At 68.7% G+C, this 14952-nt stretch carries 13 protein-coding genes; 7 read left to right on the top strand and 6 right to left on the bottom strand.

Annotated features, from left to right (window positions below; all coding sequences use genetic code 11):
• The first annotated feature begins 62 nt into the window (after positions 1 to 62).
• Positions 63 to 1079, top strand: a complete 1017-nt coding sequence (locus OHA88_RS40460) for a LacI family DNA-binding transcriptional regulator (RefSeq protein ID WP_328629214.1) — start codon at positions 63 to 65, stop codon at positions 1077 to 1079.
• Positions 1080 to 1161: 82 nt separating this feature from the next.
• On the opposite strand, the gene OHA88_RS40455 is transcribed toward OHA88_RS40460, so the two are convergent.
• Positions 1162 to 1422 carry a hypothetical protein gene (locus OHA88_RS40455; protein ID WP_326601634.1) on the bottom strand — a complete coding sequence of 87 codons (261 nt, stop codon included), beginning with the start codon at positions 1420 to 1422 and terminating at the stop codon, positions 1162 to 1164.
• An 852-nt stretch (positions 1423 to 2274) separates the two neighbouring features.
• On the opposite strand from OHA88_RS40455, the gene OHA88_RS40450 reads away from it, so the two are divergent.
• Positions 2275 to 2820, top strand: coding sequence for a hypothetical protein (locus OHA88_RS40450; protein ID WP_267007061.1), 546 nt, complete (start codon positions 2275 to 2277; stop codon positions 2818 to 2820).
• A gap of 504 nt (positions 2821 to 3324) precedes the next feature.
• Positions 3325 to 4257, top strand: coding sequence for a hypothetical protein (locus OHA88_RS40445; protein WP_328629213.1), 933 nt, complete (start codon positions 3325 to 3327; stop codon positions 4255 to 4257).
• Positions 4258 to 4370: 113 nt separating this feature from the next.
• Here OHA88_RS40445 and OHA88_RS40440 read toward each other — a convergent pair whose 3' ends face one another.
• Complete coding sequence (locus tag OHA88_RS40440) at positions 4371 to 5309, bottom strand: SDR family NAD(P)-dependent oxidoreductase (RefSeq protein WP_328629212.1); 939 nt, start codon at positions 5307 to 5309, stop codon at positions 4371 to 4373.
• A gap of 175 nt (positions 5310 to 5484) precedes the next feature.
• On the opposite strand from OHA88_RS40440, the gene OHA88_RS40435 reads away from it, so the two are divergent.
• Positions 5485 to 6372, top strand: a complete 888-nt coding sequence (locus OHA88_RS40435) for a helix-turn-helix domain-containing protein (protein ID WP_328629211.1) — start codon at positions 5485 to 5487, stop codon at positions 6370 to 6372.
• Between the two features lie 33 nt (positions 6373 to 6405).
• Here the strand turns inward: OHA88_RS40435 and OHA88_RS40430 are convergent, their stop codons facing one another.
• A complete protein-coding gene (locus tag OHA88_RS40430) occupies positions 6406 to 8067 on the bottom strand; it encodes an ABC-F family ATP-binding cassette domain-containing protein (protein ID WP_328629210.1) in 1662 nt (553 codons plus the stop codon).
• Positions 8068 to 8558: 491 nt separating this feature from the next.
• A complete protein-coding gene (locus OHA88_RS40425) occupies positions 8559 to 9506 on the bottom strand; it encodes a MerR family transcriptional regulator (RefSeq protein ID WP_328629209.1) in 948 nt (315 codons plus the stop codon).
• A 113-nt stretch (positions 9507 to 9619) separates the two neighbouring features.
• Here OHA88_RS40425 and OHA88_RS40420 point away from each other — a divergent pair, with 113 nt between their 5' ends.
• The 3 genes from OHA88_RS40420 (at position 9620) to OHA88_RS40410 (ending at position 13201) form a co-directional block, all read left to right on the top strand.
• The gene (locus OHA88_RS40420) at positions 9620 to 10186 is read left to right on the top strand and encodes an SgcJ/EcaC family oxidoreductase (protein WP_328629208.1); all 567 of its coding nucleotides are present in this window, start codon (positions 9620 to 9622) and stop codon (positions 10184 to 10186) included.
• A 293-nt stretch (positions 10187 to 10479) separates the two neighbouring features.
• Entirely contained in the window at positions 10480 to 12321 is a 1842-nt protein-coding gene (gene asnB, locus OHA88_RS40415) for an asparagine synthase (glutamine-hydrolyzing) (protein ID WP_328629207.1), read from the top strand.
• A gap of 391 nt (positions 12322 to 12712) precedes the next feature.
• Positions 12713 to 13201: a potassium channel family protein gene (locus OHA88_RS40410; RefSeq protein WP_328629206.1), complete on the top strand. Its 489-nt coding sequence runs from the start codon at positions 12713 to 12715 to the stop codon at positions 13199 to 13201.
• Between the two features lie 59 nt (positions 13202 to 13260).
• On the opposite strand, the gene OHA88_RS40405 is transcribed toward OHA88_RS40410, so the two are convergent.
• Both OHA88_RS40405 and OHA88_RS40400 read right to left on the bottom strand, forming a co-directional pair.
• Positions 13261 to 13776 carry a DinB family protein gene (locus tag OHA88_RS40405; RefSeq protein ID WP_328629205.1) on the bottom strand — a complete coding sequence of 172 codons (516 nt, stop codon included), beginning with the start codon at positions 13774 to 13776 and terminating at the stop codon, positions 13261 to 13263.
• Positions 13777 to 13818: 42 nt separating this feature from the next.
• Positions 13819 to 14592, bottom strand: coding sequence for a DUF4389 domain-containing protein (locus OHA88_RS40400; RefSeq protein ID WP_328629204.1), 774 nt, complete (start codon positions 14590 to 14592; stop codon positions 13819 to 13821).
• Positions 14593 to 14952: the final 360 nt, after the last annotated feature.

Below are 14952 nucleotides of genomic sequence, written 5' to 3'. Positions count from 1 at the left end.
CTTTCTCAGCCCGTGAGCACTCCCCCGCTATGCTGCGTCCATGAAACGAAACGCTGTAACAAGTGGTTGAGGCGAGGCGTGCCCGGGTCACGGTGCGTGCGATCGCGGCGGAGGCCGGCGTGTCGATCGCCACGGTGTCGCGCGTGATGAACGGGCATGACCATGTGGCCCCCGAGACGCGGGCGCTGGTACACCGGGCGGTCGAGCGACTGGGCGCGCCCGCCCTCGCCGCACGTGGGGCTGCGGGAGGTGCGATCTATGTGCGCTGCCCATATGTGCTGACCGACTATTTCGGGGTCATCGTCTCCTCGATCGCAGAGACGCTGGAACTGCACGGCAGACGCGTGGTACTCAGTGCGGGCGACGCCGGCCGCCGGGCCGGAGTGCTGGCCGGGCTGCCGCAGGAATCCGGAATCGCGGGGGCAGTGCTGCTCCTGCCACCCGAGTCCGAAGCGGAGCTGGAAGCGCTGCGAGCGCTGAACTTCCCTTTCGTGGTGGTCGATCCCCGAAGCCCGCTGTCCAGGGACATCGCCTCGGTCTCCGCGGCCCACCTGACTGCGGCACGCTCCGTCACCGCTCATCTGGTGCAGCTGGGCCACCGGCGCATCGGCGTCATCGGTGGCCCCGGCGACTGGCTGGCCAGCCAGTCGCGCATCGCCGGCCACGCCGCGGCGCTCGCCGAGGCCGGACTGCTGCCCTCTCCCGCTCTGCTCCGCAGCATCGAGCCGACGGCCGACCGGGGCTATGAAGCCGCGGGGGAACTCCTCGACCTGCCCGAACGCCCCACTGCACTGATCGCGTTCAACGACAAGACGGCGGTCGGAGCCCTGCGGGCCGCGTACGAACGAAATCTGCGGGTGCCGGACGATCTCTCGATCACCGGGTTCGACGACACCGATCTGGGCCGCAGCACTGTGCCCCGGCTGACGACGGTCCGTCAGCCGCTGGAGGAGATGGGCCGGATGGCCGTCTCACTGTTGATGCGGCTGCTGGAGCGCCACACTGTGGACACTCTGCACGTGGAGCTCGCCACCCATCTCGTACTGCGTGAATCGACGGGGCCCGCGCCGCACGTCTGACCTCTGCCACGGCCTGCTGCCGAATCACGCCGCCTCGACGAGACGAACGACGGGGCCGGGCCGTGTCCTCGGGCTCGCCGGGTCAGATCAGTGCGGCGCGCACGTCGGCGAGCGCCTCGTCGAGGGTGGTCGCAACGTTCTCGTGACCACTGAAGCCGTCGTCCTCGCCCGGGTCGACGCTCCAGCCCCAGCCGCTTTCGGGGTGCCCGTCGATGGTCGCCGCGTGCTTGCCCTTGGTGATGGTGATGGAGAGGTTCCCGCCGGGGAAGGTCTCCACCTCGACGTGTGCCGTGTCGCCGAACGCGTGAAGGATGGCGTCGCGGGCTTCCTGCTCGGTGGTCATGTGCTGCTCCTGAGGGACGGTGACGACGACGGTGCGACCGTCCGAGAGTGTGGGTGAAGGTGCCGACGGTGCGCGGTGAGGCCGAAGCGTATCGAGCCGGTGGCCGCTCGGCGGGTGCAAGAGCAACTCGATCACATCCCGCACGTTGCCACTGGCTTCACAGGGCCTCTCCCCGCGCCATTCCAGTACCCCCGCACCGTGAGCGACCTGACACCGAGTGGGATCCAATCACTCCATTGATCATTCTGTTGGAGGTTCGCCGACACCGCCACGCGTGCCGCGCGAGGAAAGCCATCACATGGAATACCGTGCCGGGAAACCCCGAAAAAAGGTCGGCATCGACGGATGTGGACTCAGCTCGCTCGCCCGGACTTTCGCCCGCCGCACCCGTACCTCCGGCTACGGGTTCGACCACCGGGCCGGGCCTGACGCAGGTGCCCGGGTGTCGAAACCGGGCAGCGGCGCGGCCCACAAGGGGACACTTCCGGTTCCGAGCACCGACCCGCCGCCGCCTGCGCACGCCACCGCACTCGGCCATCGGTACGGCGGTATGGGTGCCCACGCGGCCGCGGCGGTCGCACTTCGACCTCGCCAGAGCGTCTTCGTGATGGTGCGCCGGAGGAACGCGACGGGCCGGAGCCGCAGTCAAGGTGGCAGGCCGTGGGCGTCGATGACGGTTATTCAGGAAGGGGCGGGTGTGCGCCTGCGCCGTGCCGGGACCAGCGGCATGCTGCCAGTCGAGCGACAAATTTCATATTTCCGGCATGTCGGATATGAAAGATAAACAGACAATCCGTACTTTCGTGCACAGGTCGGCAGCCCAGCCGACGTCTCTGAGAAGAAAGAAGTGACATGACCACGCGTACCGTCGCAGTGACCGCCGCTGTAGTAGGCGCCGCGGTTCTCGCTACAACTGGTATCACCTACGCATCGGCCGCTGGATCCACCCAGGCCGCCCCGTCCATCCAGGCTCCGGCCGCGGCTCCTTTCGGCGGTGACGGTGGCAACACCGGAAACGCCGGAACCGGGAAGGGGAACGAGGGGAAGGGCAACGAGGGCTACGGCGGCGGCTACGGCGGCGGCCGCGGCGGCGGCTACCACTACGAGGGAAGGATCCACTTCAACGAGCGGACGTACTCCGCCCACCCGGACGGCTGCATCACTGTGGTCAGCGGGCTGGGCTCGCGGAGCTTCAACGTCCGCAACGACAGCCGCCACACCGTCGAGGTGTTCCGCGGGGTGACCTGCGACAACGGCTCCCCGGTCGCCACTGTCGGCCCCTGGAGCACCAGCAACGGGGTCTTCACCCGCCAGGTCCACGGCGGCGTGAAGGTTCGCAATGGCGTCGTGGGCAGCTTCCGCGTGGTCAGGGACCACTACTACGGCAACAAGTGGTAACAGCTCCACCTGCACAACACGGAGACCCCGGCCCGTCGGAATCGGGCCGGGGTTTCCCCATGGGGAGCCTCTCGGCGGTTGCCTCCTCCGGGGGCCACATACACATGCAGCCCGAGCCCGGTCCCCTGTACACCCTCTATGCCCTTTCAAGCGTCAACCGGGCATAAGCATGTCGCCGATGGCGGACTCGAACCCGTCGAACCCGTACACGACGGCCCGCACGCGAAGTAGCCGCCGAACGCGTGACGGAATGCGCGCGCGGCCCGCCGGAACACCCGGCGACCGGGCAAGACACGGTGGGGCAACCATCCCCGGAAGCTACCGCAGTCTGCGAGCGCCGGTCACGGATTCGGATGACGAGCGGCTGGACCACTGACGAAGCAGCCGGATCAACCCGTACTACTCCACCCAGGTTATTAAACCGACTGTATGTGCGTTGGTGTCGAGAAGTACGAGCCGGGGATGTCACTGTTCACCCACCGCCCTCCGATCGTGAGAGGTGTCATGAAACTCCTGTCCAAGATTTTCAGAGGGTCGAAGAACCCGGCTGACGCAGCAATGTCGCAGCGGCTTGAGGAAAGCATCGAAAGTGCCGGCTACTGGGCGAACAGAATGCCGAGGGAAGCGGCTCGACTGGTGCAGAAAGTCCGTCTGTACACCTCCACCGCCGCAGCACTCAGCCTTATCACAGGGCTCCTGGCCTGGCCCGTCATCGGAGAGTCCTCGCGCCTCACGGCGCAGGTGCTGATCTCGGTACTGTCAGGTCTCGCCGCGTTGACAATCGTCGCCCCTCATGCCATCGGACTGAGCGATCGCGGGGACGAATCCATCAAGCTGTGCAGCACGTATGGAGCGATGTACCGCGAACTTCTGGAGGCAAAGGAGCAGCTCGCCACCGGATCCTTGAAAGATCCATCCCAAGTAGCGGACATCATCTGCCAGTTCGAGCGAATTCAGGAGCGCAGGGATGCCCTGGCGCTTCCGGCCGGGGAAAAGCACACGGACAATGCGTATGCCCTGGAGCGGATCAAGGGAATCGGGCGACGTGGATGGAGTGTTCCGGGCGGATTGCGGGAGATCGCACGGCCGTTGTTGCCGTCGGTGAGAACGCGCCCGCAGCTCGCCCGGACACCGACCCTCGATGACGAGGCTGTCATCGCCGCGCTCATTTATGTGTTGAAGAGCGGGGGCGCAGCGCAGCAGGTGCCGCCGTACTCCGAGGCTCCGCCGTCCACCGTGCACCGTCCGCCGCTCCCGGTCCGGCCCCGGACCGGGAGCGGCGGGGAGAATTCACCGGGCGACGTCGGACGCAGCAGCCGCCCGGGGTCCGCCGATCCTGCACCGGTGGTCCTCGATTCGACCCACGTACGAGCCACCGAGACGGCGAAGCCACACATCAGGGCCCCGCATTCCGAGACAGGTCTCCCCACCCTCTGACTCCGGGACAGCGCGCACGGTCACGTCGCAGCCATCCGACGATGGTTGCGACGTGACCGTGCGGCGACCGGCCTCGATGTCGACGCGGTGGGGCAAGGAGAGCGATCCGGGTCTCAGTGCTCGGTCGTGGCGCGTGCGACGAGTTCGGTCGCGGTGTCCCACAGCCGCTCCGCGTTGTAGGTGTCGAGCGCCCAGGGGGCGACTCCGCCGCCGAACATGACGGGCTTGCGACGCAGGACCGGGGCTTCGTTGCAGTCCTCGAAGTAGCGGCCGCCGACACCCTCGACCAGGGGTGAAGCGGCGAGCAGTACGGAGGTGGCGGCGCCCTGCGCGGGCGTCTTCTGCTTGTCGACGGGGGTCTGCAGACCCCCGGTGTGCTTCTGCAGCCCGGTGGCGATCGCCCCGGGGTTGAGGGCGTTGGCGAGAATGCCCTCGTGCGACCACCGACGGTCGGCTTCCACCGCGAGCAGCACATCGGCGGTCTTGGACTGGCCGTAGGCCGCCCACCGGTCGTAGGGGCGGAACCGGAAGTCCAGGTCGTCGAAGATCACCGGCGAGAACAGGTGCGCGCTCGAGCTGACCGAGACGATCCGGGCGCCGGAAGCCGCAGCGAGTGCGTCGTGCAGGCCCCTGGTCAGGGCAAAGTGACCGAGGTAGTTCGTGGCGAACTGGAGTTCGTGCCCCTGCTGGGTCAGTTCCAGCTCGGGCAGTGCCATGATCCCGGCGTTGTTGATCAGGATGTGCAGAGGACCGTCCCAGGACGCGACGAAAGCGGCCACCGACCGCAGATCACCGAGGTCGAGTGCACGGGCGCTCACCAGAGGGTTACCCGTCCGTTCGGCGATCTGTGCGGCGATACGGTCACCGGCTTCGCGGCGCCGGACTCCGAGGACCACTTCGGCGCCCGCTGCGGCCAGGGTGCGCGCGGTCTCGACCCCGATTCCGGATGTCGCGCCGGTGACCAACGCACGCCGACCTGTGAGGTCGATCCCGGCGATCACGTCGTCGGCGGTCGAGGAGAATCCGAAGGGCGTACGCAGGAGATCGGTCATTGGGCGACGTGCTCATTTCTGTTTGCGTGGCGTTGTGTGCCGCAGCCGGACTACGGGCGCCTGCGGCTGGTTCCTGTTCACGCTAGGTCCGGCCCGTCAGCCGGTACCAGGCCCCGCTGTCCCTGGTACCGACAGGGACAGGATGCGGCAGCCGACGGGACCTACCCTGGGATTCATGGCAACAGCAAGCAAGCTGGGTGACTACTTGCGAGCCCGCCGCGAACAGGTGCGCCCCGGGGATGTGGGACTGCCCTCGGGAGACCGCCGACGGGTACCCGGTCTGCGCCGGGAGGAGGTCGCCCTCCTCGCCGGCATCAGCGCCGAGTACTACCTGCGTCTGGAACAGGGCCGCGACCGGCACCCCTCCGACCAGGTACTCGACAGCATCGCCGACGCCCTGCGGCTCGAAACCGACGCCCGCGTCTACATGCACGCGCTCGCCCGCTCGCCCCGGAATGCCACGCGTCGGCCCTCCCGCCCGGAGAGGGTGAGCGCGAGCATCCAGAACCTGATCGACGGCTGGCCCACCACGCCCGCCCTCGTCCATGGCCGCTACATGACCACGCTGGCCGCGAACCGGATGGCCATCGCGCTCAACCCCCTCTTCGCGCCGGGGATCAACACGCTGCGAGCCGCATTCCTCGAACCGGAAATGCGCGAGTTCTACCGGGACTGGGACAAGACGACCGCCAAGGCCGTCGCCTATTTGCGGTCGGTCAGCGCAGCCGCCGTCGACGACCCCAAGCTCGTCCAGCTGATCGGTGAACTCAGCCTGCACAGCGAGCGCTTCCGCACGCTCTGGGCCCGCCAGGACGTACGGCAGAAGACGAGCGGTGTCACCCGCCTGCTCCACCCTCAGGTCGGTCCTCTCGATCTCCACTACGAGAAACTGGCGCTTCCCGGCGCCCCCGGTCAGATGCTCATCGCCTACCACGCCGAGCCCGGCTCCCCCACGGGGGAACGGCTTCAGATGCTCGCGCACCTGGCCGCTCCCCCGCCGCCTGCGCGTACCGACACCGACACGGCCGCCGCCGACGAGGCCGCGCAGGCACCGGATCAGTGAGTTCCGGGCCACATCTGCCCCGCAGGGGCGGGCTCAGCCGGCGTCTGGCACTTCGAGCAGGTCGCGGACCTCTTCGGCGCTCGTCTCCTGGATTTCCTCACCGAGGAGCAGCCAGCGGGTGATGCCCGCCGATTCGAGGAAGGCCAGGTCGTGGCTGGCGATCAGGAGTGCGCCCCGGTAGGAGTCGAGCGCGCTCGTCAGCTGTCGCACGCTGGCCATGTCGAGGTTGTTGGTCGGCTCGTCCAGCATCAGCAACTGCGGGGCCGGTGCGGCGAGCATCGTCGCCGCGAGGGCGGCCCGGAAGCGTTCGCCGCCCGACAGGGTGCCCGCCGGCTGTTCGGCGCGTGCCCCCTTGAACAGGAACCGCGCGAGTTGGGAGCGGATGTGGTTGTCGGTGACGCCGGGAGCCAGGCGTGCCACGTTCGCTGCGACACTCAACTCCTCGTCCAGCACATCCAGGCGCTGCGGAAGGAACCGCAGCGGCACCCATGTCCTGGCCTCACCGGACAGCGGTGCGAGCTCCCCGGTGAGGGTGCGCAGCAGAGAGGTCTTCCCGGCTCCGTTGCGCCCGACCAGCGCGATGCGTTCGGGCCCGTGCACCTGGAGATTGCCTTCGCGCAGCTTGCCGAACCGGAGGTGCAGTTCGTGCAGGCTCAGGACGGTGCGGCCGGCGGGCACGGCGGTACGGGGCAGGCTCACCCTGATCTCGGCGTCGTTGTGGATCGCGTCCGCGGCCTCCTCGCGCCGCTCGCGCGCCTCATGGAGACGATCCTCCTGGAGACCGCGGAGCTTGTCAGCCGACTCCTGCGCGGACCGCTTGCGCTCACCGGCGACGATTCTCGGGGCCCGCCGCTCGGCATCCATCTTCTTGCTGTGCCGCTGGCGTCGCGCCGCCTTGATCCTGGCCTCCTCCAGTTCGCGCTTCTGGCGGCGTACATCCGCTTCGGCGACCCGCAGCATCCGGCCGGCCGCTTCCTGCTGAGTGGCCACCGCCTCCTCGTAGGCGGACCAGCCGCCCCCGTACCAACTCACTGATCCGGAGCGCAGCTCGGCGATACGGTCCACTCGCTCCAGCAGCTCCTGGTCGTGGCTGACGACGACCAGTACGCCGGAGCGCCAGGAGTCGACGGCTTCGTAGAGCCGACGGCGCGCGAACAGGTCAAGGTTGTTGGTCGGCTCGTCCAGCAGGAGTACGTCGGGACGCTCCAGCAACAGCGCGGCCAGGCGCAGCAGAACGGTCTCCCCACCGGACATCTGGCCTACGGTGCGGTCCAGTTCGACGTCGCCGAGTCCGAGCGAGCCGAGTGTTGCCAGGGCCCGCTCCTCGACGTCCCAGTCGTCGCCGATCGTCTCGAAGTGCTCGACGCCGACGTCTCCGGCCTCGATGGCGCGCAGCGCGGCGCGCCGCCCGGCGATGCCCAGGGCCTGGTCGACGCGGAGCGTCGTGTCGAGGGTGATGTTCTGCGGCAGGTGGGCGAGGCTGCCGCCGACGGTCACCGACCCCTGTGAGGGGCGGAGTTGGCCGGCCAGCAGTCGCAGCAGAGTGGACTTGCCGGTGCCGTTGGCGCCCGCGAGGCCGGTGCGGCCCCTGCCGATGGTGAGGGAGAGCCCGTCGAAGACGGTCGTGCCGTCCGGCCACTGGAAGGACAGGGCGGAGCAGGTCACGGAGGTGCTGGGCGCACTGGTGTTCATCATGATGTTTCTCGCAGTCGCAAGCGCAGGGGCAGGGGGCTTCGTATGCGAGCACCACGCGGCGACCGAACCGGAAAGAAAAAGGGGGTGCGGCCCTCCGAAGGGTGAAGGACTCATGCACCGAGGTCGCATCCACGCGGGGTCACGGGCGGCAAGAGAGCCGGCAGCAGCGTGACGGGCGTACGGACGATGCCGTACCGCGCGATGATCGCGAACCTCAGATGCGCAACGTCCACCTCTATCGGAGACAACAGGACTCAAAAACTGTACCTCAACCAGTCACTCGGTGTCGGGCGCCTCGTGTCCTGGCGGCTTCGGTCGTGCTGACCCGGGGCGGGTGTCCCGGACGAAGAGCTGCCGGCAGCCCCCTGTCGAAGCGGCGATGCGGTCCGGCCCGATTCATCACGGCCCTGCGCGGATCGACTCCGCGGACGGGCCGACCGCCGGCCCCGGGCTGCCGTCGGCCGCCCGGGACCGGTCCACCGGCGATGCGATCACGGCACTGCGCGCCGCATCCGGTCGCGCAATGCCTGGATGGACCAGTCGAACACCGTGGTCAGACTCTGTGGGGCCGGCCAGCCGTTGATCACGGCGAGGAGCTGGAAGTACTGCTCCCTGCGCGGGTCGTTCACGGTCTCCAGCCGGGTCAGGAGCCGGCGCCGGAGATGGCTGTCGTCCCCGTGACCGGAGATGCACGCGTAGTGAGCCGTGAGCGCGGCGACGACGGGACCGGCCTCGGGCGAGGCGGGGGCGACGCCCGCTGCCAGGGCGGGGCCGACCTGGTCACGGACGACTGCGGCCAGGTCGCGGTGCACCACCGCGGTCTCGCTCTGCGCGCGCTCGGCCGCCTGGTCCTCCGCCATCCGCCGCACAGCGGCGCGGAAGTCCGGATCCTGGGACAGTTCGGCCAGCTCCACCCACGCCTCGACCTGCTCCGCCTCGGGGTCGTCCGGCAGCTCGGGTGTCATCGTGCGGATCACCGCCCTGAATGCGGGGTCGGTGTGCAGGTGGGCGAAGACGTCGTCGAGGAATTCGGTGATCAGGCCTTCACGTTCCTTTTCGGAGAGCTTGGCGAGTCTGTGCATGAGTTCCATCTCCTCAGGTGTGGGCCCTCGCCGGGCCACCGCTGTCCACACCGCGCGCCGCAGGCGCAGGGTGCGGATCTGCACCGCCAGCGCTTCGGCGTGCGCCGCGGCGACCTCGGGCAGCGGCAGTTCCCGGTCCACGACCTTGCGGACCGTGGGCAGGTCCAGCCCCAGAGCGCGAAGAGTCCGCACGAAGTCCAGGCGCGCAACGGCGTCGATGTCGTACAGGCGGTAGCCGGCCGGGCTGCGGTCTGTCGGCGCCACGATCCCGCGGTCGGAGTAGAACCGAATGGTCTTGACCGTCAGCCCGGTGCGCCGGGCCAGATCGCCGATCGAGTAGAGCGAGTCGCCGTCCATGCCCCCACCTTCTGGTCTCCCCCTGGTGGAGACTCAAGCTCGGCCCCCGGCATCGGACCACCCCTGGCCGGCAGGGCGACTGATCGGCGAGGTGCTGCTGAGGCGGCGTCCCCATGGGGCAGGGCGTAACACACCTGGATGGCGCCGATCCTGCCACGGTCCTCGGCGGCGCGGACCGTGGCAGGATCGGCGCCATGAACGAGAGCCCCGATGAGGAGTCCGTGACGCCTGCGGTGCGGGACCTCTACGAAGAGTTGCTCCGGGCCTGGAACCGCCGCGACGCTCATGCCTATGCGGCGCTGTTCGCCCCTGATGCCGCAATGATCGGGTTCGACGGAAGCCAGGTGCGCGGCTCGGAGGTGGAACGTCATCTCGCACCGATCTTCGCCGACCATCCGACCGCGGCATATGTGTGGAAGGTGCGGGAGGTGCGGCCGCTGGGCGGAAACGCGGCGATACTGCGCGCCATCGCGGGGATGGTGCCGCCGGGACAGTCCGAGTTGAATGCCGCGATGAATGCGGTGCAGACCCTGGTTGCCGAGTACGGTTCCGGGTCATGGCGTGTGGCCCTGTTCCAGAACACTCCGGCGGCGTACCACCACCGTCCGGGTCTTGTGGAGCAGCACACCGACGAACTTCAGCGGGTGCTCCGGGCAGAGCACGGTCGGCATCAGGGCTGATCAAGGCTTCGCCGATGGCCGAACACTCGCGTGCGGGCCTCGACCCGGTCGTACGCAATCCCTGCGCGGCGCAGATATACGGATCCGATTGATCCGCTCGCCGTACGGCCGAGCAGGTCCGAACGGCGGGGCTCCCGGGGCCCTCAGGGTGTCGTCGCGTTGACGATTGCAACGGGCAGGCGCACGCTCGTCATATAAGTGCGAGATACATGTTATTCGGTTGTCGCGAGAGATGCGCACGCGAAGATCCGCGGTGATGCCTCGCGAGATCGAGCCATAGCCAGGAGGCATCTATGTGCGGCATCACCGGCTGGATCTCCTTCGACCGCGATCTGCGGTCCGACTCCGCCGTACTCGACGCGATGACCGCGACGATGGCGTGCCGGGGCCCCGACGACAGCGGCACGTACTTCGACGGCCCGGCCGGCCTGGGGCACCGCAGGCTCGCCATCATCGACCTGCCGGGCGGCCGTCAGCCGATGACGGCCCGGACCCCGCAGGGCGACGTGGCGATGGTGTACTCCGGCGAGGCGTACAACTACCCCGAGCTCAGAGTCGAACTGGCCGGTCTCGGACACCGGTTCACCACCGACTCCGACACCGAGGTCGTGCTCCACGGCTACCTGGAGTGGGGGGACGCGGTGGCCGAGCGGCTCAACGGCATGTACGCCTTCGCCGTGTGGGACGCCCGCACGCAGAAACTGGTGATGATCCGCGATCGCATGGGCATCAAGCCCTTCTACTACGCCCCCACGGCGGACGGCGTGCTGTTCGGCTCCGAGCCGAAGGCGATCCTCGCCAACCCTCTCGCCCGGCGCGCGGTCACCCTGGACGGCCTGCGTGAGCTGTTCGCCTTCGTGAAGACTCCGGGGCACGCCGTCTGGGACGGGATGCACGAGGTCGAGCCCGGCACAGTCGTCACCGTCGACCGCGACGGGCTGCACCGGCGCACCTACTGGACCCTGGAGACGCGGCCGCACACCGCCGACCAGGCCACCTCGATCGCCACCGTGCGCGAGCTGCTCGACGACATCGTGCGCCGCCAGCTGGTCTCCGACGTGCCGCGCTGCACACTCCTGTCGGGCGGTCTGGATTCGTCCGCCATGACCGCCATCGCCGCCCGGCAACTCGCGGAACGCGGCGAGACGGTGCGCAGTTTCGCAGTGGACTTCGTGGGGCAGGCCGACAACTTCGTCGCGGACGAGCTGCGCGCCACGCCCGACACGCCGTACGTGCACGACGTGGCCAGGGCGGCCGGCACCGAGCACCTCGACATCGTGCTCGACTCCCAGGCGCTCGCCGATCCCGACGTGCGGGCGCGGGTGATCCGGGCCCGTGACCTGCCGATGGGCTTCGGCGACATGGACGCGTCGTTGTACCTGCTGTTCAAGGCGATTCGCGAGCACTCCACGGTGGCCCTGTCCGGCGAGTCCGCCGACGAGGTGTTCGGCGGCTACCTCCAGTTCTTCGACGAAGAGGCCCGCGCCGCCGACACCTTCCCGTGGCTGGTGAAGTTCGGGGAGCACTTCGGGGACGACGCCGATGTCCTGCGCCCCGACCTGACGGACGCGCTCGACCTGCCCGAGTACATCCGCCACAGTTACGCGGTCGCCACAGCCGGGATCCGCCGCCTGGACGGCGAGTCCGACTTCGAGTACCGGATGCGGCGGATCTGTCACCTGCACCTGACCCGCTTCGTGCGGGTGCTCCTGGACCGCAAGGACCGGACGAGCATGGCCGTCGGCCTGGAGGTTCGAGTGCCTTACTGCGACCACCGGCTCGTCGAGTACGTGTACAACACGCCATGGTCGCTGAAGTCGTTCGACGGCCGGGAGAAGAGCCTGCTGCGGGAGGCCACCCGCGATGTGCTCCCCCAGTCGGTGTACGACCGGGTGAAGAGCCCGTATCCGTCCACGCAGGATCCGAAGTACGCGATCGCCCTACAGGAGCAGGCCAAGGATCTGCTGGCCCGCCCCTCCCACCGGGTCTTCGAACTCGTGGACCGGGACCGGCTGAAGCGGGCCGCGCACCGTGAACTCCCGCAGATCACCCAGGCGTCGCGGCGCGGACTGGAGCGCACCCTGGATCTGGCTCTCTGGCTCGATCTCTACGATCCCGAGCTGCTGCTCGACTGATGCGGCCGGCGAGATCCGAACGCTCCTGCCACCTCTCGCTCACCACGGTCGGGACGGGCCCGCCGGAGCGCGTTGACGATTCTTCGCCTCGCACCTGTCCGGTCAGAACCGGAGACGGCGGTGAGTCCTGTCCCTTCCGGCTGACGATCGACAGGGCCGTCCCGGAAGCCACCGGGAACAGCGGCAGCACGGTCGGCCGCGGGTGGCGGCGCCCTGTGCCGCAGCAGGCGGGAAAGGCTGGGAACGGGCCTGGTCACGCCGGTTCCGTACCGAGGAGCAGGGACGCGATTTCCCGGACCGGACCGGCGTGTGTCAGGCCGCTCACCGGGCCCGTACGACGGTAGCGTCGCCCTCACTCTTCTCTCTGCCTGGAGCCCGGGGGTTTCTGCCCGTGCAGCAATCGTTCTTCGCGCTTCTGCTCGGTCGTCTGTTGAGCAACCGGTGGTGGCGCACCTTTCATGCCCGGGCCGCCCTGTCGGTGTCGTCGGCCACGGCCGCGGTCCTGCTGGCCGGGGCGGCATTGGTCGTTCCCGCCGAGGAGGGCGCGCCCGGGGCGAACATCACCTCGTTCCCCAAAGCCGTCTGGTGGTCCATCGAGACCGCGACGACGGTCGGGTACGGGGATCTGTACCCCGTGACCGTCTGGGGGCGGGTGATCGCCTCGGTGATGATGCTGGCCGGTATCACCACCTTCGGCATGGTCACCGCGTCCATCGCCACATGGTTCGTCGGCCGGGCCGAGCGGGATGCCCAGCATGTGGGCAGGGCGGTTCGCCGCTACGCCCGGCACGGCGAGGAAGTGTTCGACGCCGAGCTTCGGGCGCTTCACGAGAGGTTCGACCGTGTGGAGCGGCTGCTGGAGAGAAACGGCGAACGATAGGTGCCGTCGGGCCCGGCCCCGGCGTGTGCGGTGACCGCGAGCAGCGACGGGGCTGCGGCTCAGTCCCCCGTCACTCCGTCGAGGCGTTCGCGCACCAGGTCGGCATGGCCGATGTGACGCGCGTACTCCCCGATCATGTGGACATGCACCAGGCGCAGCGAGAAGACCTCGCCGCCATGTGTGAAGGTGTCGTCGAGCGACGCATCGGCGATGACGGCGTCCGCGAGACGGCACTCCTCGACCAGGCGGGCATAGTCGTCGGCCGCACGGGCCGGGTCCAGGTCCTCGAAGTCCGCGTCCTTGCCCTGGGCCGGGTCGTACATCGGGTCCAGCAACTGCCCGGCGAAGCGCTCCCGGAACCAGGTGCGTTCGACCTTCGCCATATGGCGGAGCAGCCCGAGAAGGGTGAGGTCGGACGGCGGAACAGTCCTTTCTGCGAGCTGTTCGCCGGTCAGGGCGGCGCACTTCTGCAGCAGCGTGCTGCGGAACCAGCCGAGATATCCCGTGAGCATCTCCCGCTCGCCGGCGACCAGGGAGCCGGGAGTGCGCTGAGCTTCAGGTGCGGTCCAAGTCATCGCATGATCATGCCTGTTGGCCGGAGAGCTGTGCCAGGCCTTTCACCAACTGTCGGTGGTGTCCGATGTCCATGCGGTCGTCGCGGAGGTAGTGATGTCGGCGGCCACTCCGATGATCAGAAACAGGGTCAGCAGGGCCTTCCCTGCACCGCTCATGACCAGCGGTCGGGTGGCAGAACGCGTCTGCTGCTCCGGTACGGAGAGGGCGTCGTCACCGAAGAACCCCTTGGGGTAGGCCGGCGTGAGCATCATGAAGTAGGCGGCGAAACGCATGCTGTAGCGGAGTGTGGCGGCCGAGGCCTCGAAGAGGGGACGGGGCATGCGCCCCAGGACGAGCGTGATCAGCCACCAGATGAAGGACAGTGCCCACCAGCCCGACGAGGCGAGGCCCTGCACGACGGCCGCCGGAATCATCAGGAACAGCCGGAAGAAGACGGCCAGCCGGTTGAGCTCGGTCGGCCGTACCTCGATCTGCACCGGGTAGTCCGGTGGCGGGGTCAGCGTGAACGGCGGATAGCGGTCGATCAGCAGCATCGCGCTCGCGCTGACCCGCATCCGGTAACCGAGATATCCGGCGAGGAAGCGGAAGACCGGTTCGGGCAGCCGCCCCAGGACCAGGGCGGCGAACCAGCCCACGATGACGGTGAAGAAGGCCGCGATGTGGAGGAAGAACAACACGATGAAGTGCGGGATCAGCAGGAGGAGTCGCACCAGGACGGTGAGTCGCCGTTGTCTCGGCGGCTCGACGAGGTCCAGAACGGGCAGCCATTCGCCAAGGTCCGCTCCCCTGGGGCCCGTCCACTGGGCGTCAGCCATGTCACTCCTCCTCGGCGGGTGACGACGCGTACGCCATCGGCACACACGGCATCACCCCACGCTGGGCCCTGGGGAACCTGCCCGCAATCGGTCACGGGCCGATCGGGGCCGGTGCATCCGACCGGGTGACGGTGGCGTCCGGCCCGGTGCGGACGAGGTCGTGCCGACCCATCAGGTCGCGGTCCGTTCGTCCCGGCCGCTGAAGTCGACGGACCGTGCACGAAGCCGGTCAGAGATGTGCGCCGCATCCGGACCCGTATCCGGTCCACGGACCGGTCACGACCGAGGGGCGGTGCAGGTCCCGTCGTGGTCCACCACGCCCAGCACCCGGGCCGTTCGGCCGGGCATGACGACCCGTCG

The organism is Streptomyces sp. NBC_00353 (genome assembly GCF_036108815.1).
In the GTDB taxonomy this organism is placed as follows: Bacteria; Actinomycetota; Actinomycetes; order Streptomycetales; family Streptomycetaceae; genus Streptomyces.
The sequence above is the reverse complement of the archived record's forward strand: the minus strand, read 5'-3'. Positions and strand labels throughout refer to the sequence as shown.